This is a genomic window from Marinobacter changyiensis, from assembly GCF_009193265.1.
Taxonomy (GTDB): domain Bacteria; phylum Pseudomonadota; class Gammaproteobacteria; order Pseudomonadales; family Oleiphilaceae; genus Marinobacter; species Marinobacter changyiensis.
In genome coordinates, this window is the sequence record NZ_VZZZ01000008.1 from 75,078 (window position 1) to 97,173 (window position 22,096).

Sequence of the window (22,096 nt, forward strand, 5' to 3'; positions counted from 1 at the left end):
CGCGAGTGTTTGCTAGACTACTCCCAGAAACCGAGTTTTAGACCCTTAATTGCTGGCATCTCAGCCAGCCTGTGGCGAGGTAATGTAATGACAGACCCGCAAGAACAGTCTGAGGCACTCAAGGTGACCACCCGACGTGGTATACGCAGCTTTGTCCTGCGGCAGGGGCGGATGACGGCCGGCCAGAAAAATGCTTACGAGCGTTGCTGGCCGAAGTTCGGCCTGACCCGTGAGCACGGCATGATTGACCCGAGACAAGTGTTTGGCCGTGAGGCACTGCTCAATCTGGAAATCGGCTTTGGTATGGGGCAATCCCTGGCCGACATGGCTGAGGCGGCGCCGGAGCAGGACTTTATCGGCGTTGAGGTGCACCTGGCGGGTGTTGGTGCTTTGCTGAAAGAAGTCGAAGATCGTGGGTTGGATAATGTGCGGGTGTATGCCATTGACGCCAACGAGGTGATTGATTTCTGTCTGCCCGATGCCAGTCTGGATCAGGTCATGTTGTTTTTTCCGGATCCGTGGCATAAGAAGCGCCACCATAAACGCCGTCTGGTGCAGCCAGAATTTGTGCAGCGCATCCGGCACAAGCTAAGGGTGGGTGGTATCTTTCATCTGGCGACGGACTGGGAAAATTACGCTGAGCATATGATGGAGGTACTGAGCGCGTCTGAGGGTTTTGCCAACGCGGAGGCTGATGGCGCGTTCTCGACGAAGCCGGACCACCGCCCGGTCACCAAGTTCGAGAAGCGTGGCGAGCGCCTGGGGCATGGCGTCTGGGATCTGGTGTTTCGGCGTACTAACTAGAAGCGCCCGGTGAAGGGCAAGGGTCTTTAGCCAATGCTGCTCATGTTGCTCTGGCACACACGGCCTTTGACAAACGCCGCCCTGACGCTCCCGAGGGCGGCAAAAACGCCAAGGCCTCAAATGTGTTAGGGTACCCCCCTGACATGCGAGCTACCAAGTATTCTTCCTATACTTGAGCCATTCGAGCGTCTCCCTCCGGCGTTTTCTCGAAATCTCGCGTTCAGATGGGTGGTCTGCCCGCCCCCGGCCTTCTGTTTCTCCCCACAGATGTTGCTTTCACCCTATTGCGCCATCGGTTAACCCGAGTGTGGTGCGTCTCACCGTGGAGCCTCATGGCTTTATTGTTGCCGGTCAGAGCTGCGCTATTGTCCGCTTTCAATCGTCGCCCGAACAGCTCTCTCTGGCGCACGATACAACGTTTAGCTTCGGGTCAGCTGCCGGGTCAGATCTTGCGTCAGATAACGAAACAGGACTTTGCCTGAAATCAAAGGAAGTAAGTAATGATTAACTACCGATAAGAATACTATCAGGAGATAAACATGAAATTCTTAAACAAACTCACTACTGCTGCTGCAGTTAGTTCACTCGCACTTGGCGCTACTTTAGCCCAGGCGGACTCGAAAGAGCCTATTGTAATTCCTACCCATAACTGGACCAGCCAAATCACCATGGCGTATGTTATTGGCGGTATTTTTGAAAGCATTGGCGATAATGTTTCTTACGTACCGGCTGATAGCCAAGCGGTTTACGAATCCATTCGTAACGGTGACGTCACTATTGCTCACGAAGTATGGCAGTCTACTTTTGGTAAGTCTTTCAACAACGCTTTAGATGCTGGCGGCATCATCGATGTGGGCACGCACGCTTCTGTTACGCAAGAAGAGTGGTGGTATCCTGCCTATGTGGGCGATCTATGCCCCGGCCTACCTTCCTGGGAAGCACTGAACGATTGTGCTCACCTGTTTGAAACAGCAGGCAGTGACGGCAAAGGTCGTTACCTGGACGGCCCTATGGATTGGCATGGCCAGGAAACCCTGAACCGCATCGAAGCGCTTGACATGAACTTTACCGCTAAGTTTGCCGGGTCTTCTGGTGCACTTTGGGCTGAACTGGAGTCAGCGGCTAAAGATAACCGGGCAGTCGTCGTATTTAACTGGTCACCTAACTTCACCGATGCCGGTGCCGGTGGCAGCTTCGTTGAGTTCCCCGCCTATACTGATGGTTGCAAGAAGTCAGATGGCGGTGATGGCAAGTGTGGTTCTCCACCAGCAGGTTGGTTGAAGAAGGCAGCTCACTATCAAATGCCTAAAAAATGGCCGGCAGCCTACAAAATCTTTAACAACATTTCTTTTACCAAAAGCGATATCGGCAACATGGCCGCATTGGTTGACGTCGATGGCATGAGCCACGAAGCAGCCGCTGCTAAATGGCTGGCTGACAACGAAGCAACCTGGAAAAACTGGCTTTAAGCCAAACCCCTCTGACCTGAGTGCGCTGCATTCAGGTCAGTCCTTGTGGTTCGTTATTCAACACACGAACAGCGACCCAAAATCTACAAATCCATTGATCTGGCGCCTACAAACCCATCGTTTAAGCACCTCTTTTTTTATAGGAATTTAATTATGTCGACATCAACTCAGCCCGTCATCAAGTGCGAGTCTGTCTATAAAATTTTTGGTGACAATGCGGTAAAAATTCTGGAACAGTCAGGCGGAAAAGTAGAAACAGCATCATTACTTGAAGCAGGCTGTGTCATTGGTGTCAACAATGCCTCTTTTGAAGTTCACAAAGGTGAAATAGTCGTCGTCATGGGTCTGTCAGGCTCTGGCAAATCAACTCTTTTGCGCTGTATTTCTCGCCTGATCGACACCACTGCAGGCGATATCTTTATTGATGGCGAAGACCTGCTTGCCATGAATGACAAAGAACTCATCAACATTCGCCGTAACAAGATGGGCATGGTATTCCAGAATTTTGCCCTGCTGCCTCACAAAACAGTGTTGGAAAACATTGCCTTACCATTACAGGTGAAAGGCATGAGCACCAGCGACAGCATGGACCGTGCGATCGACATGGTAAACCTGGTAGAACTCACAGGTCGCGAAAATTACTTCCCGCGCCAGCTCTCTGGCGGTCAACAACAACGTGTCGGCATTGCTCGTTCACTGGCGGTGGAACCGGATATCTGGTTCCTCGATGAGCCATTCTCAGCCCTGGACCCGCTGATTCGCAGGGAAATGCAGGATGAGTTCTTACGTTTACAAAGTGTCTTAAATAAAACCATCCTGTTTGTTACCCACGACTTTGATGAAGCGCTACGCCTTGCCGACCGCATCGCCATTATGAAAGACGGCGTCATCGAACAAATTGATACTCCCGCCAACATCGTACTCAACCCAGCCACGGAATACGTCGCCAAATTTACCCGTGAGGTGCCACGCGAGCGCGTACTCTCCTGCCAGACCATCATGGCAAAATACGATGCCTCTGCAGAGTTGAGTGCCATTACTGTATCTGAAGACGCGATTATCGAAACCGTAGCAGAACCCGTGCTAACCGAGCAAAAACCAGTGGCTGTCACGGATGCCGAAGGCAAGATTGTTGGCGTTTTAAACAGCAATATCATGATAGACGTCTTGTTTGGTGACACTAATAGCCTGCCAGTTAATACCTAAGTTGTGAGCCAAACCTGATGCAATATTTTACCGAACATAAATGGATTCAGTTTGTCGCCTTATTGGCGGTGTTCTATGCCCTTGTAATGGCCATCGATCCAGCCACCGGTGGCAACTTGTGGCGCCTTCAGGAGACCAGGTTCTGGCTGTTGCCTGACGTTGTCAACGACGGCCTCAAGTTCCTCATCAATGACTTCTGGGTCGTCGAGGTTTACGATGCTGAGTTAGACCTCACCGAAGAATCGACCATGATGAAAGAGTTTACGCGCGGCCTGTCTGGCGTGGTTCTCTTTAGCATTAATCTGATTCGTGAGCTTCTGCTAGGTGGCGTTAAAACCGTTGTCGCCTTTACCAGCTGGGACTTTATCAGCGCCAACGAGTGGGCTCGCATCCCTGCGCTGCCTTGGCCGGCGGTTGCGGCGGGTGCCTTTTTAACAGGCCACTATCTTGGTGGCCGTAATCTGTCTATTTTAGCCGGCGCCAGCACCATTTACATTGCGGTATTCGGTCAGTGGACGCCCGCCATGCAAACCCTGTCATTTGTTTTAGTGACGGTGCCCTTATCGTTTGTCCTGGGGTTAGTCTTCGGGACCATTGCCTTTAAGAGCAAAACCTTCGAGGCCATCCTGGCGCCACTGTTAAACGTGGCCCAGTCCATGCCCCACTTCTCTTACCTGATCCCGGTGGTGGTGTTCTTTGGCATTGGTGACCATGCCGGGGCTATTTCAACAGTTATTTTTGCTACCCCCCCAATGATCCGCTTAACCATTCTGGGCCTTAAAAAAGTCTCTCCCGAGGTGTTGGAGGCGGGCATGATGAGTGGCTGCAACTCACGCCAACTCATGTTTAGAGTGCTCATCCCGTCAGCGCGTCACGACATTCTGATCGGCGTTAACCAGGTCATCATGCAGTGCTTGGCCATGGCCGTCATCGCCTCCTTTATCGGGGCAAGGGGGTTGGGCTACGAATTACTGGTGTCATTGAACTCCCTCAATATAGGTCAGGCTCTGGAACTTGGTGTCTCTATAGTATTGATTGCGGTGGTTCTGGACAGGTTATCCCTGGCCTGGGCCAACAAGCAGATCGATTACCTTGCTGACCGGCCATTCCATGTGCGTCACAGGTATTCGCTGGCCTTCCTGGGGATTTTGATCGTCACGTCTGTTATTGCCTACCTTGCGTCGATGGTTTTCCCAGACAAGGCTAATTACCTCTACTTCATTCATGAATCACAAGGGTTGAGTACCGAAAGGTTCTGGGACTTTATCGTTGACTGGCTCATCACCAACACGTACAACAGCGTGCAGAGCTTCAACTTCTTCATGACCACCTCAATTTTGATGCCCATGAAAGAGGCTTATTTATCGATGCCCGTCGCCGCCACCCTGTTTCTGGTTGCCGGCACCGGTTACATTGTCGGTGGCCTGCGCTCTGCTATTATTGTGACCGCTTTTATTGGCTTTATTGCCTTGACACCCTGGTGGGACCGCGCCCTCATTACAGCCTATATGGCCACTTTCGCAGTTATCAGTTCCGTTATTATCGGTTGCAGTGTCGGTATTTTGTGCTCTCGAAGCCCCCGGGCAACCAAAGTTATCTTACTGGTTTGCGACACGTTTCAGACATTCCCATCGTTCGTCTACTTGATTCCCGTCATCATGTTGTTTGGTGTGAGTGATTTATCCGTGCTTATTGCGGTGATCGTATACGCCACAATCCCTGCCACACGTTACACCGTAGAAGGGTTGAGTAACGTGCCTCAAACCCTGCAAGAAGCCGGCTCCATGTCAGGGGTTAACCGCCTGCAGCGTTTATTGAAAATTGAACTACCTCTGGCGTTCCCCCACATCATGTTGGGCATTAACCAAACCGTTATCTTCTCGTTGTTCATGATTATCATCGGCGCGTTTATCGGCACCGACGACCTGGGTCAGCTCATCATGCAATCTTTGTCTCAAGCCAACGGCATGGGCCAAGGCATTGTGCTCGGCTTATGCGTTGCCTTTATCGGTCTCGCAGTAGACCATTTGATACATACTTGGGCAGAGCAGCGTAAAAAAGTATTGGGGATTGCTTAACAGCCCCATCCCAACGGTGCGTGCACAGTTTCTGGGCGCCGTTAGCAGCTGCTCAATCAGGGTTCGGGTCAATGTTGTAGCGGGCGTCTCCGCGCCGCCCGCAAAATGACGAGACCCGCCGTTCCGACGACCAGCCCGGTGAACTTGATCAATGCGAAGACGGACGCTGCCAGGCTGATGTTGTCGGTTGGTGGCGAAAAATTGTTCAGCAGCAGCACGTTCTCGCTCAGATCGCTCACGCCGGTCGCTAAGAAGAGTGCCTTGATGGCTCGGCCGAGTTTTTGTTCTCTCACCCCCGGCCGGTCACTCATCAGATAGTTCACCAGCATAAGCAAAGCCACCACGTAGGTAGCAATCAGGATAAAATCCAGCCATAGCACACTAACTGCCCAGGTCTGGCCCGAATTGCCCCAGCTTGAAATAATCGAAAGGCTTTGCAGCGCCGTCGCTGCTAACTGAAAACTGATCAGCCCCTGGGGAGCCTGGGCAGTAATCAGTACCTGGTTGGCAGCCATCAACGCCAGGAAGAGTACAATCGACAGCAAGGCTGACCACTTAAGGGCGGGCGGGGCAGGTGGAAGCGTGGTGGACAGGCTCATCAGAGAAATCGCTCCAGCAAACTGTTGAGGTAGCGCTGGCCCAGGTCGGTCGTTTGCAGACGGCCGGGCTGTAGCAGCTGATCTTTCCTTAGACCCGTTAATATTGCCGCAACCTGTGTAAGAGGTAAACCTGTACGTTCTGTGAACAATCGCTCTTCAACACCTTCGTTGAGACGTAATGCGTTCATCATGAATTCCAGTGCCATCTCCTCCGGCTCAATGATCTGGCTTCCGGAGGTACGGCTGCCAATTCGCCGGAGGTAGGCGTCCGGCTGTCGGGTTTTCCAGTACCGGATGACCTCGCCCGAAGGGCGCGTAATCTTGCCATGAGCTCCGGCGCCCAACGCAAGGTAATCTCCGAAGGTCCAGTAATTGAGGTTGTGATGAGATGCTTTGCCCGGTTGGCTCCAGGCGGACACTTCATAGGCTGACATGCCCGCATTGCCAAGAGTTTCGGCGCCGGCTTCAAAGATCGACCAAAGCCGCTCATCGTCAGGCAACACCGGTGGCCGGCTATAGAATTCGGTGTTCGGCTCCAGGGTCAGCTGATACCAGGATATATGGGGTGGCTTCCAGGCTAACGCGAGTTCAAGGTCCGCGACCGCTGATGCCGGCGTCTGGCCAGGCAGGCCATGCATGAGGTCCAGATTGAAATTGTTGAAGCCGGCTTTCAATGCTGCGTCAATCGCCCGGTGAGCGGCCCGGTCATCGTGGATGCGACCAAGATTTTTCAGGTTTTCGGGGGCAAAGCTCTGGATGCCGATCGACAGGCGGTTAATGCCTGCAGCCCGAAAACCGTCAAAGCGTTGCTGCTCCACGGTGCCCGGATTGGCCTCAAGGGTGATTTCGGCATCCGGCGCAAAACTGAGGTGCTCCGCCAGCCTGGCAAACAGGCGGTGGTAAAACTCCGGTGACATCAGGGAGGGCGTACCACCCCCAATAAAGACGGTCTGGACAGGCCGGCCGCCGATCAGATCCAGATCATGGCGAAGGTCTTCCATGATGGCATCCAGATATGCCGTTTCCGGTAGGTCGCCTGTGAACGTATGGGAGTTGAAATCGCAATAAGGGCACTTGCGCACGCACCAGGGTACGTGGATATAGAGGCTCAGCGGGGGCAGTGCGGTCACCCCGCTTGCGTTTATAATGGTCACGGGCGGGAGGGCTGCTCTTTCAGCTGTCCGATCAGCGACTGAAGGGCGCGGCCGCGATGGCTCAGACGCCCTTTCTCCGCTTTCGTCAGTTCGGCGGCCGTACAGTGATGCTCCGGAAGCCAGAAAATCGGATCGTAACCAAAGCCTCCCTCGCCCTGAGGGGAGGTCAGAATGCGGCCATGCCACCGGCCATGGCAAATCAGCGGGGTGGGGTCGTCAGCGTGACGCAGATAGACCAGCACACAATGATACTGCCCCTGGCGCTGTTCCGGCGGAACGTCTTTCAGGGCGTCCAGCAGGGCTGTCAGGTTGTCGTGATCAGATGCGTTCGGGCCGGCGTATCGAGCGGATCTGACGCCCGGAAGTCCGCCGAGCGCGTCCACGGCCAGGCCCGAGTCATCCGCCAGTGCCGGTAACCCGGTCACCTGCGCGGCATGCCGGGCTTTCAGTAAGGCATTTTCAACAAAGGTGACAGCGGGCTCTTCGGCTTCGCTAACACCGAGTTCCTCTTGAGCTACAGGGTAAATGCCCAAGGGTATGAGCAGGTCCTGGAACTCAGCGAGTTTGCCCGGGTTATTGCTGGCGATAACCAGTTTCTGGTGCGTCGTCATAATCAATCATTATAAAGTGCATGGGCAACTCGAATGGGGAGATCGGAACCTCCCCCCTGGGGTCGGGCGGTAACCTGGAAGGTCAGCAGCTCGGCGTTCCGGTATTGAAATTCAGCAATGTAGTAAACCGCATCGCCCTCTGAAATGCGCCGAAAACCCAGAAAACGTTGCTGCTGGATATCGTTGAGTACTTTGCCCTCAACCTGGCCACTCACCGTTCTCAACCCGCCGTCCCCGGTTTCTTCCATAATGCTTATATTGATAATGCCAATGGATTTGCTGCGGTTAAGGCCGTTTTTTTCCGCTATCTCTGGCCGTAAGAAACTGCTGGCAAAGATGCTGTAATGCACTTGATAGTCGCCAAAATCAACGTATTCGGCAGCGGCCGAGGGAGTCAGTAACACTGCGATCACGGCGCTGATCACACTTGCGGCTATGCGGTAGGTTCTGAACATGAGCTTACTCCCGGGTGATTCGGTAGATGGCAGTCTGGCCCAACATATTGGGCCACAGGGCGCTGAACCAGCGGTCCTGGTGTTCACCGTCTACCACCGTTCGGTTTTTGATCCGGAACTTCTTCCGATGACACAGCGCCTCAAAATCCTTGAATGTGCATAAGTGGATATTAGGCGTGTTATACCATTTATACGGCAGGGTTTCGGATTCGGGCATACGGCCTCGCCAAACCAGATACCAGCGCAGACGCCAGTAGGCAAAGTTGGGAAAGGTGACGATACCCTCGCGCCCCAGGCGCAGCATTTCATCCAATACCACGTCGGGCCGCCTGACGGCTTGCAAGGCCTGTGTCATCAGGACCACGTCGAAAGTCTGGTCCTCGAAGTTCTTGAGCCCCTGGGTGTCCAGGTTCTGCTCGATGACCGACACGCCACGGCCCATGCAGCTGGTAATATGTTCCGGGTTGATTTCAAGACCGAAACCGGTGGCCTGTTTTTCCCGCTGTAAATAGTCCAGCAGAGTGCCGTCGCCGCAGCCCAGGTCAAGCACATGGCTGCCGGGTTTGATCCACTGTTCGATGATTTCCAGGTCCGCCCTCATGCGCCCACCTCCCGTGCTACGCGGCCCAGATACGCGGTAAAAATGTCGGTGTACCGGGGCGTCGGAATCAGGAACGCGTCGTGGCCCCAGGGCGCATCTATTTCGGCGTAGCTGACCTTGCAGCGGGCGGCAATCATGGCGTTTACCAGTTCTTCCGAGCGTGCCGGCGTGAAGCGCCAGTCGGTACTGAATGACAACACCAGAAACTCGCAGCTGGATTGCTTCAAAGCTGCGGCCAGATTGTCGTCGAACTCGTAGGCGGGATCGAAATAATCCAGTGCCTTGGTCATCAGCAAATAGGTATTGGCATCAAAGGTTTCGGAGAATCGTTCACCCTGATAGCGCAGATAGCTCTCGACCTGGAATTCAGCGTCGTAGCCAAACTTGAAGGCCTGATCCCTGAGTTCCCGACCGAATTTTTCCCCCATGGAGGCATCGGACAAATAGGTGATGTGGCCAACCATGCGGGCGAGCATCAGGCCTTGCCGGGGAATGGTGTTGAAATCGTAGAAACGTCCGCCGTAAAAATCCGGGTCCGATGTGATGGCCTTTCGAGCAACTTCATTGAAGGCGATGTTCTGGGCGGTCAGTCTTGGTGTCGAAGCGATAACGACTGCATGTCGCAAGCGGTCCGGATAGGACAGGCTCCATTGAAGTGCCTGCATGCCGCCGAGAGAGCCTCCGACCACTGCGGCCCAACAGTGTATGCCGAGCCGGTCGGCCAGCAGCGCCTGGCTCTGAACCCAGTCTTTTACGGTGATCACCGGGAAGGAGGGACCATAAGCCTTGCCGGTTTCCGGATTGATGCTGCCGGGGCCCGTGCTGCCGTTGCAGCCACCGAGATTGTTGAGGCTGACGATAAAAAAACGTGAGGTATCGATGGGCTTGCCGGGGCCGATACAACTGTCCCACCATCCGGGTTTTCGGTCTTCTTCACTGTGATAACCTGCTGCGTGGTGGTGCCCACTGAGCGCATGGCAGATCAGGATGGCGTTGCTGGCGTTTTCATTGAGTTCGCCGTAGGTTTCCACCACCAGGTCATAGGCTGGGAGTGTTTGGCCGCAGGCGAGTGTGATGGGGTCGCCAAAGTGCAACGTCTGCGGTGTGACAACTCCAACAGAGTCCGGCGAATGGAAATCGGGCATTGACGCGACAGTATCCTGAATAAGATCGACAGTGGGCCGGAAGCAAAACGGCTTTGATGTTTTCTGGACCACGATAATGAACCGAAAGCCGCCATCGTGCCAGCCCTGCAGTTTAATGGCGAGACTGCAGAGCTGCAACCGGCCCGGGAGCCGGTTGGTGTATCAGGCAATGCCGGAAATGTTGACGACTTTTTGCTGGATGAGGGTTGGGGCCGGTTTGCGGATCTGGCGGTGCATGTTGCCCGCCAGTTCCAGCTGGCGACGCAGGTCAGAGATGCTCTCCTGCAGCCGCTGGCGCTCCGCTTTCGAGCCCCGGTCATTGCGGACCATATCGCGGATACGGCGGATCTGATGCTCCAGCAGCCGCTTTTGCTCCATGGAATACTGCATGATAGGCAGCAGGGCTTCCTCGGGCCAGCGTTCAACGTCCTTGCGCACCCGTTGGTGCAGTGTGCGGGCCTCACCCACCATGACATTGAAGAATCGCCGAATGAGCAGGGTCTGCTCGGTCAGCATGTTCCCGGGATTGCGCCGGAAACGGTTGGCTTTCTTGCGCAGCTCGCGAATGGCAATGACATGGCGTCCGGCTCGTAACGGAATGGCCTCCAGGTGCCGGGCGCGGGTGTCTTCGTTATAACGACGATAGATGGCGCTGACCATCTTCTCTGCCAGACGTCCTTCGGACATGAGGTTGCTGAGGTCATCCTCTATAAGCTCAAAGAAATGGTTCATGGCACGGCTCATCCCGGCTGTCGACCAACTCTTGGTCAGCAAACCGCGAACCTTCTCGACATGGCCTTCAAAGCGTTCTTCACTGACCATGTCCAGCAACATATCACTCTGGGATTGCATCAGGCGACGGCTGGAGCGCAGGGTAATAAGTTTCTTGTAATAAAATTCGTAATCTTTCTGGGCGCGGTCTGCCAGCCTTCCGAGGGCGTCACGGTCCATTCGGGTTTCCGAACAGGCATCAAGTTCATCCTGCAGCCCATCCAGCCGGGACTGCATTGCCGCCTGACTATTTTGCAACATGCCCAGCAGGTCATTGATCAGGCTCTGGGTAATCAACTGTTCCTTGTGCATCAGGATGCGATCAATGATCAGCCGCTCAAGTTCGTCCAGATGGCTGCGCTCAAATAGTTCATCATCCAGACGGATGCGGGCCAGCAACGCCTGTTTTGCCGACACCGGGATGACGTCGCTGGAGCGGATGCCCAGATGGTCAGCGGTGTATTGCTGAATGCGACCGATCGAGTCATTGAAATGCGCTTCACCCTGGAGATCATCCCAGAGCACGTCGATCTTGTTGAGCACCGCGAAGCGACCGGCCCGATGGTCGGCGTTGTCGGTGGCGATGTAGTCATTCCATATCGTCATATCGCTGGCGGTGACGCCGGTATCTGCGCTTAACAGAAAAATAATGGCATGAGCGGCTGGCAGCATACTGATGGTGAGTTCCGGTTCAGAACCCAAGGCATTCAGCCCCGGAGAGTCGAGTATACGCAAGCCGCGCTCGAACAACGGGTGACGGATGCTGATCTGGGCATTACGCCAGGCCGGTATTAACACATGACCGGGGCTATTGTGATCAGGCTCAAGCATGCTTTCGTGAAAGCCGAGCTCCCGAGCCTCATTCGGCCGGACGCTCTTGACCTTTGCCACTTCCGCAAGTACGTCCCGCATGATATCAGGGGCGTGCTCGTCCAGCTCGTAGCGGGTCCAGTAAGACGGATCTTTGCGCAGCTGTTGCAGTGAGCGGTCTTCACAGCGAGTTTCGATAGGCAGCAAAAGCAGGTAATTACGATTCTCTACACGGTCAAAAAACAGCTCTGTGGGACACATCGTGGTGCGCCCGGCCTCGGATGGCAGCATCCGTTGACCGTAATCGGCGAAAAACAGCGCATTGATCAGTTCGGTCTTGCCACGTGAATATTCGCCGACAAACGCAATAGTCAGTTCGTCTTCAACGAGCAGCTCAAGGCCGCGCCGTATACGGCTGCTGATGTCTTCGGAAAAAAGATCGTTATCCTGCAACCAGAGTCGGTACCGGCTGATTTGTCGGATAAGTTCCTTTTTCCATGAGTGATATGCCTCAACCTGGTGAGACAAGCTTCCTGAAGCATTCATTGCGCCGGCCTTTTTATTCCGCTGAATACAATTCGGGTAACTGAAGAGGGTAGGTCATTCCTGATGTGGGATCTGTGAACCTGTTTACATTCAGGACATATCTATATAGCAGGGAGGCCGCGAATGATCAAAAAATCTATCGTAATCAATTGAGTGGAGTTTGGGTGGCGAATGTTTCTTTGCGTTGGTGAATTGTAACCAGGGTAAAAGCCGGGGCGTAGCTCACAGAGCTACGCCAATGCTGCCAAGACCCGCTGCGGCGGCCATGTGGTTGATCACCACGGACAGAATGTTAAGGATCAAAAACACGACAATGGGGGAGAGGTCAAGCCCGCCCATGGATGGCATCACTCTGCGGACCGGACGCATCACCGGTTCGGTAATCTGTGCAATCAACTGGATCGCCGGATGGTTGCTGCCGGGAGCAATCCAGCTCACCACGACGACCGCGATCACTGACCAGAAATAGATTTTCACGATCAGCCCGAGCACGGTGATCACCGACCAGGCCAGCAAGGTAATGGGGTTGATGGCTGGAATGCCACTGCTGATAGTCATCAGGATCAGCACGAAGGCCAGCATCTGAACCAGAATGGCCAGCACCAGAGCAGCCCCATCCACAGCACCCAGGCCGGGAATGATTTTGCGCAGCGGTTTCAAAGGCGGGTTGGTGGCTTTAACCACAAATTGTGAGATCGGGTTATAAAAATCCGCTTTTGCCAGTTGCAGCAGAAAGCGCAGCAATACGATAGTCAGGTAAAACGTCGAGACAATTTGCAGCGTGGTAATGAGAATCTGCGACAGCATAAAACGGTTACTCCGTTGAGAGCCATGATGTGGTTAGTAGGGGTGGCCAGGTCGGATTTCCACCCCTGTGAGCAGCAACAAATCAGCGACCGGCGTCGGGGGAGGCAAGTTCTTTTGCCATTTCTCCGGAGCGTTTGAAGGCGGCGCCGTACGCATCTTTAACCAGATGTCGCAGGCCGCCTTTTTCAAAGCTGTTGATAGCCTGCTCTGTGGTTCCACCGGGTGACATCACATTGCGCTTGAGCTGGGCCGGGTCAAACTCGCTCTGGGCAGCCATTTCTGCCGCGCCTGCCATCGTTTGAATGGCCAGCTTGCGCGCCGTGGCGCTCTCAATGCCGGCCTCGGTGGCGGCTTCTTCGAGCGCTTCGAGCATCAGGAAGAAGTAAGCCGGGCCGCTACCAGAAAGGGCAGTCACTGCGTGAAGCAGTTTTTCTTCTTCCACCCACAGTGCAATGCCGATGCTGCTGAATACGGATTCGACGGTCTTCTTCTGCGTGGCGGTCACCGCGTCATTAGCATACAGCCCGGCTGCGCCTTTTCCGACCAGCGACGGCGTGTTGGGCATAACCCGAACCAGCGGCAGTCCACCGGCCAGCCAGCCATCGAGAGTGGACGTTTCAAGCCCTGCAGCAATAGAGACCACCAAGGGCCGGGTATTCTGGACCACCGGGGCGATACTATCACAGACGTCCCGCATGACCTGGGGTTTGACCGCCAGCACGACCATATCCCCCTGCTGCGCGCAGTGGCGGTTGTCGGTGGTCACGCTGACGCCGAAACGCTGACGGATGGTTTGCAAATGATCGTCATCCGGTGCGCTTACCCAGATGTTGGAGGCCGTGAAGCCGTTAGCCAGCATGCCCCCGATGATGGCGGTGGCCATATTGCCCGCGCCAATGAATGAAATGGTTGCTGATGTGCTCACAATAGACTCCGACAGATCGAATGAACGTAATTGCGTCAATGATAACAGGATAGTGTCAATTCAGCTTTTCGCCGGCCTTTCTCCAAACAGGGCGGTGCCAATGCGAACCCAGGTGGCGCCTTCCTTTATGGCCAGTTCAAGATCGCCGGACATGCCCATCGAAAGCGTGTCCAGTGCCTCCGCCTGGGGGAGGTCCGCTCTCATGGCCTTGAGGGCTTCCGCCAGGGTCTTGAAGCTATGTTGTAACTGGGCATCTGACTGGTCGGGATCGGGTATTGCCATCAGGCCCCGCAAACAAAGTCTGGGCAACGTAGCAAGCTGCCGGGCGAGCTCCGGCAGCTCGTCAGGTGCACAGCCCGCTTTGCTGGCTTCGCCATCCACATTTACCTGAATGCAGATGTTGAGTGCGGGCAGGGTATCGGGTCGCTGGTCGCTCAGGCGTTTGGCAATCTTGAGGCGGTCAACGCTGTGTACCCAGTCAAAATGTTCGGCTATCGCCCGGGTCTTGTTGGACTGGATGGGGCCGATGAAATGCCACTCCAGTTCCGGTACATCCTGCAGTTCAGCCATTTTGTCCAGAACTTCCTGGAGATAGTTCTCGCCAAACGCGTGCACGCCCTCGGATACCGCCGCCCGGATGTCATCGGATGAGCGGGTTTTACTGACGGCGAGAAGCCGTACGGCGCCAGGTTCGCGGCCTGCCGCCATTGTTGCTTTTTGTATGCGTCGGGTTACGCTCCCGAGGTTGTCTGCTATGCTAATCGCCATGTTAATCCGGTGCCCAATGCGGCTGTTTGCTGGCTGACACGTTACCCGCAGGCCACTGAAATGCCAATACGTTTTCGGTCTGAATAAGAAAGCCCTCCGAGGAATTTTATGGATATTACTGAACTGCTGGCCTTCTCGGCAAAACAGGGTGCGTCTGACTTGCATCTGTCAGCTGGCCTCCCTCCGATGATCCGTGTCGACGGTGACGTGCGTCGCATCAATCTGCCCCCGATGGAACACAAAGAAGTCCACGGGCTGATTTATGACATCATGAACGACAAGCAGCGTAAGGATTACGAGGAGTTTCTCGAAACCGATTTTTCTTTCGAAGTACCCGGTGTGGCACGTTTCCGGGTTAACGCGTTTAACCAGAACCGTGGTTCAGGTGCGGTCTTCCGGACCATCCCTTCCAAGGTTCTCACCATGGAAGATCTCGGCATGGGCCAGGTCTTCAAGGACGTGTCTTCTGTACCCCGCGGGCTGGTACTGGTCACCGGGCCGACAGGCTCGGGCAAGTCCACCACGCTGGCCGCCATGCTCGACTATATCAATGACTCCCGATACGAGCATGTGCTGACCATAGAAGACCCCATCGAATTTGTGCATGAATCAAAAAAGTGCCTGATTAACCAGCGCGAGGTTCATAGAGACACCCTGGGATTCAACGAGGCGCTGCGTTCGGCACTGCGGGAAGACCCTGACATCATCCTGGTAGGTGAGCTGCGAGATCTGGAAACCATCCGTCTGGCGCTCACAGCAGCGGAAACCGGCCACCTGGTTTTCGGTACTCTACACACCACTTCGGCTGCTAAAACGATTGACCGGATCGTGGACGTATTTCCGGCCGAGGAAAAATCCATGGTGCGCTCGATGTTGTCCGAGTCGCTGCAGGCAGTTGTGTCCCAGACTCTGATGAAGAAAATGGGCGGCGGACGGATCGCTGCTCATGAAATCATGATCGGTACGGCGGCGATCCGGAACCTGATTCGTGAGGACAAGGTCGCCCAGATGTACTCTGCAATCCAGACCGGCGGCCAACTAGGCATGACGACGCTGGACCAGACCCTGCAGAAACTGCTCCAGAAAGGTCTGATCTCCCGGGAGTCGGCACGGATGAAAGCCAAGATGCCAGATAATTTCTAGCCCAGGTCTGGTAGATCTCTATTAATGCGTAACGTCCAGGAACAGGTGCTCTGATGGAATTCGACAAGCTTCTTCGTCTGATGGTTGAGAAGGGAGGGTCCGACCTCTTTATTACCGCCGGCGTCCCGCCCAGCATGAAGGTGAATGGCAAGGTTCTGCCCGTAACAAAGAGCGCGCTGACACCGGAGCAGACGCGGGAATTTGTTTACGGTGCCATGAATGATAAACAGCGTGCCGAATTCGATGAGACCCATGAGTGTAACTTCGCCATCAGCGCCCGGGGCATCGGGCGGTTTCGCGCCAGCGCTTTCTTTCAGCGCAATATGTGCGGCATGGTGCTGAGGCGGATCGAGGTGAAGATTCCGCAGCTGGACGAGCTTGAGCTGCCTGAGATCATCAAGGATCTGGCGATGACCAAGCGGGGCCTGATTCTGTTTGTGGGCGCTACCGGCACCGGTAAATCGACCTCGCTGGCGGCGATGATTGGTCATCGTAATCGCAACAGCCGTGGCCATATTATCTCCATCGAAGACCCTATCGAATTCGTTCATCAGCACCAGGGTTGCATCGTCACCCAGCGGGAAGTGGGTATTGATACCGTGAGCTTTGATGTGGCGTTGAAAAATACACTTCGGCAGGCGCCGGACGTTATTCTGATTGGTGAGGTGCGTACCAAGCAAACCATGGAGTACTCGGTACAGTTTGCGGAAACGGGTCACTTGTGTCTCGCGACGCTCCACGCCAACAACGCCAACCAGGCGCTTGACCGGATTATCCAGTTTTTCCACCCCGATCAGCACAATCAGATATGGATGGATTTATCGCTTAACCTGAAAGCCATTGTCGCCCAGCAGTTGATACCGACACCGGACGGCAAAGGTCGGCGGGCGGTTATCGAAGTGCTGGTCAATACGCCGCTGGTAGCGGATATGATCCGTAAGGGCGAGGTGCACAAGCTCAAGGAACTGATGTCCAGGTCCGGCGAGTCGGGCATGCAGACCTTCGACCAGGCGCTGTACAAGTTGTATGCCGAAGGTTCGATTACCTACGAAGATGCCCTGGCCCACGCCGATTCGGCGAACGACCTGCGACTGATGATCAAGCTGGGCGCCGATGCCCACGGTGCCGACACGCTGTCTTCCAGCGTTGACAAGTTATCGATCCAGAGCGACTGATGCGAAGGTGGAGGTCTGGAAGATCCGGTCGATAGAGTTAACATTCGTTAATTTTCAATTGGTTGGTAAAGCAAATTTGTTGATTTGACAATTGAGACTAAAGTATAACGACGCGTATACTGTGCCCCCTAACCCAGGGGGATCTATGTATAACAAAACATCCTGCGCACCTTTTCGCACGTGCAGCTTTTTATCGGTAGTCCTGGCCACCACGCCAGCGTCGCTGTTTGCTGGCGGCTTTGCCTTGAATGAGCAGAGCGCCAGCGCGATGGGCGTGGCCAATGCCGGTGCAGCGGCCAATCCTGAAAACGCCACCACGGTTTATTTCAATCCCGCCGGCATGAGTCACCTTGAGGGCACAAATCTGTCGTTTGGGGCGGCCGTGCTGGACATAACCGGAGATTTTGAAGGCAGTGCCACCCGCTATGATGGTTCGCCGGTCGAGGGCGGAAATGGCAGCGATTTTGTGCCTCTTGCCGTGTTGCCCAATCTATATGTGACTCATGAACTGAACGACACCGTCGACGTCGGTTTTGGCCTGCATGCACCTTATGGCCTGAAGGCGGATTACGATAACGATTTCAGAGGTCGTTTCTATGCAGATAAAACCGAACTTGAAGTTATCAGTTTCAGCCCGTCCATAGCCTTCAACGACAATAATGGATTTTCCGCCGGCTTTGGTGTCAACCTTATGTACGCCACCGGCAGACTCTCCAAGTTCCAGGATTTCTCCGCCCTCGGCCAGTCCGAGGAGGGCTATATCGATATCGAAGGTGATGATATTGCCGTTACCTTCACCGCAGGCATCCTGTACAGCCCGAGTGATCGTACTGACTTCGGCCTGAGTTTCCGCTCCGGCACCGAGCTTGAGCTTGACGGAGATGCGATCATGACTAACGTGCCGGTGTTCGGCGCCACCGGACCGACCGGCCAGACGCAGACCCTGAGCGAGAAAGCCCGGGTGCCCCTGGAAATACCGGAAAGTCTCACCTTTGGTGCCCGGCACCAGTTCACCGACTCGGTCACCTTGCTGGCTGGGGCGACTTGGGCAAAATGGAGCCGCTTCGAGGCGCTGGATGTGTTCAGTCGTCAGTCCAACGCCGGTACTCCCAATCAGACCATCTCTTTTCTGGGCGAACGTAAATTCGGTGGCGAAGGCACTATCGGGCACGTAGCAGAAAACTGGAGAGACACCTGGTCGGCTTCATTGGGAACTGTCTGGCAGGCAACTTCCGCCTGGGCGTTCAAAGCGGGTTACGCGTTTGATGAGTCGCCGGTCAATGAGAATTTCCGAACTGCACGGATACCCTCCGACGACCGTCACTGGCTGACCCTCGGTGCGCAATATGCGGATCAGCCATCTGGCTGGACGGTAGACGTGGCGGCTGGGATCCTGCTGATCGATGATGTTGATCTGAACGAAGTGGAGTATACCCTCGAAGACGAGCCTGTGGGCGGGCCATCAAACGTTTCCGGCACCTATGAGCTTGATGCGTGGGGTGCTGCGCTGCAGATCAGTAAATCGTTTTAAGGGCGCGTATTCATTTATTGATATGCCGGGGTAAAAAAAGGTCCTACCGGTTTGGTAGGGCCTTTTCACTATTGAGTCATCACCTGTCCGCGATAGATTATGGTCTTGGTCTTGTGATTCACGTGCTCATCGTCCGCACTGCCCATACTCGACATAGCATCAGCAATTTGCTGACCTCGGTAATTGCGTTTGCCAGGTACCTCGGATAAGGCTTCAAGCCCGGGTACCTGTTCTTTCAGGGCTTTCCAAGTTCTGGAGAGGTCTGTGGAGCGGGACTGTTCAGCATAGGTGGCAAGTCGTTGTTCCAGAAGTGCTTCTGTCAGGTGGAGCTTGACTCCGAATTCGGAGTGGATAAGGCGACGGCACTGATGTACGAGCTTGAGCAGGCCAGGGTCCAGCAGCCAACTGCGTTCGGATGCCATTGAGTTCATGTTTACTGCCTCACGGAAGAAATGTCATAACCTGGTCCCACTGACCCGCCGGATAAGCAAGGTCAGAGGAACCGACATTCTCAGTACTTGCTAATTTCATGCCGTTTATGGGTTGTCCAGCTGGAGGCCAATCATGACCGCAGCTCTGGGCGCTTTGGTATCATTATTACCGCAATTCAGGAGCTAGCGACGTACCAAACCGGGTCGTGGCGGGTGAGCGTTGCACCAAAACTGCCCGCGACGCAGCAGATCAGTGTGCCTGATCCCAGTTGTCCCCGGTGCCAGCTTCAACCAGCAGTGGTACGTCCAGTTTCGCAGCAGCTGACATTCTCCTTATGAGCCCTTCCCGAATCGTATCGACCATGGATTCACGAACCTCAAGAATCAGCTCATCGTGAACTTGCATGACCATGCGGGCATCCTCGCCGTGCTCGCGTAGCAGCCAGTCTTCCACGGTCAGCATTGCGCGTTTGATGATATCGGCAGCGGTGCCCTGCATGGGTGCGTTGATGGCTGTGCGCTCTGCGGCCTGCTGCATTTGTTTGTTTTTGGCGTTGATCTCCGGCAGATACAACCGGCGGCCAAAATGGGTTTCCACAAAACCGTCGTCATGGGCCTGCTTCCGGATCGCGTCCATATACCTCAGCACACCCGGGTAACGCTCAAAGTAACGGTCGATATACTGCTGGGCCTCTCCTCGGGGAACCCCAAGCTGGCGGGCCAGACCAAAGGCCGACATGCCGTAGATCAGTCCGAAATTGATCGCCTTGGCACTGCGCCTTTGATCCGCCGTCACCGACTCAACCCCGGTGCCGAACACCTCTGCAGCGGTTGCTCGGTGAATGTCTTCGCCTTTACCGAACGCCGTCAGCAGGCCTTTGTCGCCGGACAGGTGAGCCATGATGCGCAGTTCAATCTGGGAGTAATCCGCCGCCATCAACTTGAATCCCTCGGGCGCCACAAAGGCCTGCCGGATGCGACGACCCTGCTCGCTTCGGATGGGAATGTTCTGCAGATTGGGCTCGGAGGAGGACAGGCGCCCGGTGGCAGTGACCGCCTGATGGTAGGAGGTATGGACGCGGCCCGTGCGATGGTTGATCATTTCCGGCAACCGGTCAGTGTAGGTCGACTTGAGTTTGCTCAGGCTGCGGTGCTCGAGAATCACCCGGGGCAGGGGGTAGTCGAGAGCAAGTTCCTGCAGCACGGGTTCTGCCGTGGAAGGCTGGCCTTTGGGTGTTTTCTTGATGACCGGCAGGCCAAGTTTGTCGTAGAAAATGGCCTGGAGCTGCTTGGGGGAACCCAGGTTGAAGGTCTCGCCGGCCTGGTCATAGGCTTCCTTTTCGAGCTCTGCCATACGCTCAGCCAACTCCTGGCTGTGGCGCCTCAGCGTGCCGGCATTAATCAGCGCCCCGCGCTGCTCCATGCGCGACAGTACCGGGACCAGCGGCAGGTCAATCTCTTCATAAACCGCCTTGAGTCTGCCGGTTTCGGCCAGCTTTGGCCGCAGCACCTGATGGAGTCGTAGCGTGATGTCGGCATCTTCAGCCGCATAGGGGCCGGCCTGAGCGAGGTCGATCTGATTGAACGTCAGCTGCTTGGCGCCCTTCCCGGCGATGGATTCGAAGGTGATGGTTTGCTCGCCAAGATGTTGCAACGCCAGGCTGTCCATGTCGTGCCGGGAGCTTACGGAGTTCAGCACGTAGGATTCCAGCATGGTGTCCTCGGCGATGCCTTCCAGGCAGATGTCATGGTTGGCCAGCACGTTCTTATCGTATTTCAGGTTCTGGCCGAGCTTTGGGCGGTCCGGGTTTTCAAGCAAGGGCTTGAGTTGTTTGAGTACTTCGTCGCGGTCGAGTTGTTCCGGGGCGCCCATGTAATCGTGGCCCAGGGGCACATAGGCCGCTTCGCCAGCCTCAACAGCGAATGACACCCCCACGATCTCGGCCTTCATATAGCTCAGGCTGGTGGTCTCGGTATCGAAAGCGAACAGTGGTGCTGTCTCAAGCCGTTTCACCCACTGGTCCAGCTCGCCCTGATCGGTAATGACCGAGTAGTGTCGCTCAACCCGGGCGGGCTTGGAGGGGTCGTCACGGGAGGGCGCATGGTCGCTGGTCTCGGTAGCGGATGGGGCCTGGCTGAGCTCCGCGACCCAGCTTTTGAACTCGTATTCCTTGAACAGCTCCAGCAGCTTCTGGTCATCCTGAGGTGCCAGCTTCAGTTCCTGAATGCCGAAATCCATCTCCACGTCGGTTTTGATGGTCGCCAATTGGCGGCTCAATGGCAGCTTGTCTAACGCCTCTCGCAGATATTCACCAATCTTGCCCTTTATCTCGTGGGCATTGGCCATCACGTTGTCGAGATTGTCGTATTGCTGGAGCCACTTGACCGCCGTTTTCGGACCACATTTATTAACGCCAGGAATGTTATCGACGGTGTCGCCTATAAGGGCGAGATAGTCCACGATCTGCTCCGGTGCAATGCCGAATTTGCTGATCACACCCTCACGGTCCATCCGGGTTTCTGTCATGGTGTTGATCAGCGTGACGTGGTCGCTGACCAGTTGTGCCATGTCCTTGTCGCCGGTCGAGATAACCACTTCTATACCCTTGCTGGTGGCCTCGTGGGCAAGAGTACCGATGACGTCATCAGCTTCGACATCCGGAACGATCAGCAACGGAAGCCCCATGGCCTTGATGATGTCGTGAATAGGAGCAATCTGACAGCCGAGGTCTTCCGGCATCGGCGGTCGGTGGGCCTTGTATTCAGGGTAAAGATCATTGCGAAACGTTTTGCCCTTGGCGTCGAACACCACCACGATTTTGGAGGCCGGAAAGTCTTGCTCCAGGCGGCGGATCATGCTGATCACACCTTTAATGGCACCGGTGGGATGGTTTTTGCTGGTGGTCAGGGGTGGCAGCGCGTGGAACGCGCGGAATAGATAGGATGAACCATCCACGAGAACAATCGGAGGAGTTTGCTGCTGACTCATATCAAATCGGGCCTGGGTTCAGATTGAAGTGTGAATTACCGTGTGCAATATTGGGTACATAGTTGAACGCAAAGGTTA

At 55.1% G+C, this 22,096-nt stretch carries 19 protein-coding genes; 7 read left to right on the top strand and 12 right to left on the bottom strand.

The window, feature by feature from the left end; all coding sequences use genetic code 11:
* Positions 1–87 precede the first annotated feature (87 nt).
* The 4 genes from trmB to F6Y09_RS19115 all read left to right on the top strand — a co-directional run bounded on the left by trmB (position 88) and on the right by F6Y09_RS19115 (position 5,557).
* A complete protein-coding gene (gene trmB, locus F6Y09_RS19100) occupies positions 88–804 on the top strand; it encodes a tRNA (guanosine(46)-N7)-methyltransferase TrmB (RefSeq protein WP_152208541.1) in 717 nt (238 codons plus the stop codon).
* A gap of 539 nt (positions 805–1,343) precedes the next feature.
* The gene (locus F6Y09_RS19105; protein ID WP_152208542.1) at positions 1,344–2,273 is read left to right on the top strand and encodes an ABC transporter substrate-binding protein; all 930 of its coding nucleotides are present in this window, start codon (positions 1,344–1,346) and stop codon (positions 2,271–2,273) included.
* 153 nt (positions 2,274–2,426) lie between these two features.
* On the top strand, positions 2,427–3,479 hold the full coding sequence (locus tag F6Y09_RS19110) for a quaternary amine ABC transporter ATP-binding protein (protein ID WP_152208543.1): 1,053 nt from the start codon (positions 2,427–2,429) through the stop codon (positions 3,477–3,479).
* Positions 3,480–3,496: 17 nt separating this feature from the next.
* Positions 3,497–5,557 carry an ABC transporter permease gene (locus F6Y09_RS19115; protein ID WP_152208544.1) on the top strand — a complete coding sequence of 687 codons (2,061 nt, stop codon included), beginning with the start codon at positions 3,497–3,499 and terminating at the stop codon, positions 5,555–5,557.
* 68 nt (positions 5,558–5,625) lie between these two features.
* Here the strand turns inward: F6Y09_RS19115 and F6Y09_RS19120 are convergent, their stop codons facing one another.
* The 10 genes from F6Y09_RS19120 to F6Y09_RS19165 form a co-directional block, all read right to left on the bottom strand.
* On the bottom strand, positions 5,626–6,156 hold the full coding sequence (locus tag F6Y09_RS19120) for a hypothetical protein (protein ID WP_152208545.1): 531 nt from the start codon (positions 6,154–6,156) through the stop codon (positions 5,626–5,628).
* Positions 6,156–7,304, bottom strand: a complete 1,149-nt coding sequence (gene hemW / locus F6Y09_RS19125) for a radical SAM family heme chaperone HemW (RefSeq protein ID WP_246180609.1) — start codon at positions 7,302–7,304, stop codon at positions 6,156–6,158. The genes F6Y09_RS19120 and hemW overlap by 1 nt, the downstream gene beginning before the upstream one ends.
* A gap of 2 nt (positions 7,305–7,306) precedes the next feature.
* Positions 7,307–7,921 carry an RdgB/HAM1 family non-canonical purine NTP pyrophosphatase gene (rdgB, locus tag F6Y09_RS19130; RefSeq protein WP_152208546.1) on the bottom strand — a complete coding sequence of 205 codons (615 nt, stop codon included), beginning with the start codon at positions 7,919–7,921 and terminating at the stop codon, positions 7,307–7,309.
* Positions 7,922–7,923: 2 nt separating this feature from the next.
* Positions 7,924–8,376 (bottom strand): DUF4426 domain-containing protein, encoded by a 453-nt coding sequence (locus F6Y09_RS19135; protein WP_152208547.1) that lies wholly within the window; start codon positions 8,374–8,376, stop codon positions 7,924–7,926.
* 4 nt (positions 8,377–8,380) lie between these two features.
* Entirely contained in the window at positions 8,381–8,977 is a 597-nt protein-coding gene (gene metW / locus F6Y09_RS19140) for a methionine biosynthesis protein MetW (RefSeq protein ID WP_152208548.1), read from the bottom strand.
* Positions 8,974–10,122, bottom strand: coding sequence for a homoserine O-succinyltransferase MetX (gene metX, locus F6Y09_RS19145; RefSeq protein WP_152208549.1), 1,149 nt, complete (start codon positions 10,120–10,122; stop codon positions 8,974–8,976). The genes metW and metX overlap by 4 nt, the downstream gene beginning before the upstream one ends.
* 162 nt (positions 10,123–10,284) lie before the next feature.
* A complete protein-coding gene (locus F6Y09_RS19150) occupies positions 10,285–12,249 on the bottom strand; it encodes a dynamin family protein (RefSeq protein ID WP_152208550.1) in 1,965 nt (654 codons plus the stop codon).
* Positions 12,250–12,471: 222 nt separating this feature from the next.
* Positions 12,472–13,056, bottom strand: coding sequence for a YggT family protein (locus F6Y09_RS19155; RefSeq protein ID WP_152208551.1), 585 nt, complete (start codon positions 13,054–13,056; stop codon positions 12,472–12,474).
* 82 nt (positions 13,057–13,138) lie between these two features.
* Entirely contained in the window at positions 13,139–13,981 is an 843-nt protein-coding gene (proC, locus tag F6Y09_RS19160; RefSeq protein ID WP_152208552.1) for a pyrroline-5-carboxylate reductase, read from the bottom strand.
* Between the two features lie 60 nt (positions 13,982–14,041).
* Positions 14,042–14,749: a YggS family pyridoxal phosphate-dependent enzyme gene (locus F6Y09_RS19165; RefSeq protein ID WP_152208553.1), complete on the bottom strand. Its 708-nt coding sequence runs from the start codon at positions 14,747–14,749 to the stop codon at positions 14,042–14,044.
* Positions 14,750–14,857: 108 nt separating this feature from the next.
* Between F6Y09_RS19165 and F6Y09_RS19170 the strand changes: the two genes are divergently transcribed.
* The 3 genes from F6Y09_RS19170 to F6Y09_RS19180 all read left to right on the top strand — a co-directional run bounded on the left by F6Y09_RS19170 (position 14,858) and on the right by F6Y09_RS19180 (position 18,598).
* On the top strand, positions 14,858–15,892 hold the full coding sequence (locus F6Y09_RS19170; RefSeq protein ID WP_152208554.1) for a type IV pilus twitching motility protein PilT: 1,035 nt from the start codon (positions 14,858–14,860) through the stop codon (positions 15,890–15,892).
* A 53-nt stretch (positions 15,893–15,945) separates the two neighbouring features.
* Entirely contained in the window at positions 15,946–17,067 is a 1,122-nt protein-coding gene (locus tag F6Y09_RS19175) for a PilT/PilU family type 4a pilus ATPase (protein WP_152208555.1), read from the top strand.
* 145 nt (positions 17,068–17,212) lie between these two features.
* A complete protein-coding gene (locus tag F6Y09_RS19180; RefSeq protein WP_152208556.1) occupies positions 17,213–18,598 on the top strand; it encodes an OmpP1/FadL family transporter in 1,386 nt (461 codons plus the stop codon).
* Between the two features lie 68 nt (positions 18,599–18,666).
* Here F6Y09_RS19180 and F6Y09_RS19185 read toward each other — a convergent pair whose 3' ends face one another.
* Together F6Y09_RS19185 and polA are read right to left on the bottom strand one after the other, a co-directional pair.
* A complete protein-coding gene (locus tag F6Y09_RS19185) occupies positions 18,667–19,029 on the bottom strand; it encodes a hypothetical protein (protein WP_152208557.1) in 363 nt (120 codons plus the stop codon).
* Between the two features lie 250 nt (positions 19,030–19,279).
* A complete protein-coding gene (polA, locus tag F6Y09_RS19190; protein ID WP_152208558.1) occupies positions 19,280–22,018 on the bottom strand; it encodes a DNA polymerase I in 2,739 nt (912 codons plus the stop codon).
* Between the last annotated feature and the right edge of the window lie 78 nt (positions 22,019–22,096).

Bases quoted from the DNA above. Each gene is read 5' to 3' on its own strand.
- F6Y09_RS19120 (WP_152208545.1), bottom strand. From the start codon at position 6,156: ATGAGCCTGTCCACCACGCTTCCACCTGCCCCGCCCGCCCTTAAGTGG.
- F6Y09_RS19180 (WP_152208556.1), top strand. From the start codon at position 17,213: ATGTATAACAAAACATCCTGCGCACCTTTTCGCACGTGCAGCTTTTTA.
- F6Y09_RS19110 (WP_152208543.1), top strand. From the start codon at position 2,427: ATGTCGACATCAACTCAGCCCGTCATCAAGTGCGAGTCTGTCTATAAA.
- polA (WP_152208558.1), bottom strand. From the start codon at position 22,018: ATGAGTCAGCAGCAAACTCCTCCGATTGTTCTCGTGGATGGTTCATCC.
- rdgB (WP_152208546.1), bottom strand. From the start codon at position 7,921: ATGACGACGCACCAGAAACTGGTTATCGCCAGCAATAACCCGGGCAAA.
- F6Y09_RS19155 (WP_152208551.1), bottom strand. From the start codon at position 13,056: ATGCTGTCGCAGATTCTCATTACCACGCTGCAAATTGTCTCGACGTTT.
- F6Y09_RS19185 (WP_152208557.1), bottom strand. From the start codon at position 19,029: ATGAACTCAATGGCATCCGAACGCAGTTGGCTGCTGGACCCTGGCCTG.
- F6Y09_RS19175 (WP_152208555.1), top strand. From the start codon at position 15,946: ATGGAATTCGACAAGCTTCTTCGTCTGATGGTTGAGAAGGGAGGGTCC.
- F6Y09_RS19105 (WP_152208542.1), top strand. From the start codon at position 1,344: ATGAAATTCTTAAACAAACTCACTACTGCTGCTGCAGTTAGTTCACTC.
- trmB (WP_152208541.1), top strand. From the start codon at position 88: ATGACAGACCCGCAAGAACAGTCTGAGGCACTCAAGGTGACCACCCGA.
- F6Y09_RS19135 (WP_152208547.1), bottom strand. From the start codon at position 8,376: ATGTTCAGAACCTACCGCATAGCCGCAAGTGTGATCAGCGCCGTGATC.
- metX (WP_152208549.1), bottom strand. From the start codon at position 10,122: ATGCCCGATTTCCATTCGCCGGACTCTGTTGGAGTTGTCACACCGCAG.
- metW (WP_152208548.1), bottom strand. From the start codon at position 8,977: ATGAGGGCGGACCTGGAAATCATCGAACAGTGGATCAAACCCGGCAGC.
- F6Y09_RS19115 (WP_152208544.1), top strand. From the start codon at position 3,497: ATGCAATATTTTACCGAACATAAATGGATTCAGTTTGTCGCCTTATTG.
- F6Y09_RS19170 (WP_152208554.1), top strand. From the start codon at position 14,858: ATGGATATTACTGAACTGCTGGCCTTCTCGGCAAAACAGGGTGCGTCT.
- F6Y09_RS19165 (WP_152208553.1), bottom strand. From the start codon at position 14,749: ATGGCGATTAGCATAGCAGACAACCTCGGGAGCGTAACCCGACGCATA.
- F6Y09_RS19150 (WP_152208550.1), bottom strand. From the start codon at position 12,249: ATGAATGCTTCAGGAAGCTTGTCTCACCAGGTTGAGGCATATCACTCA.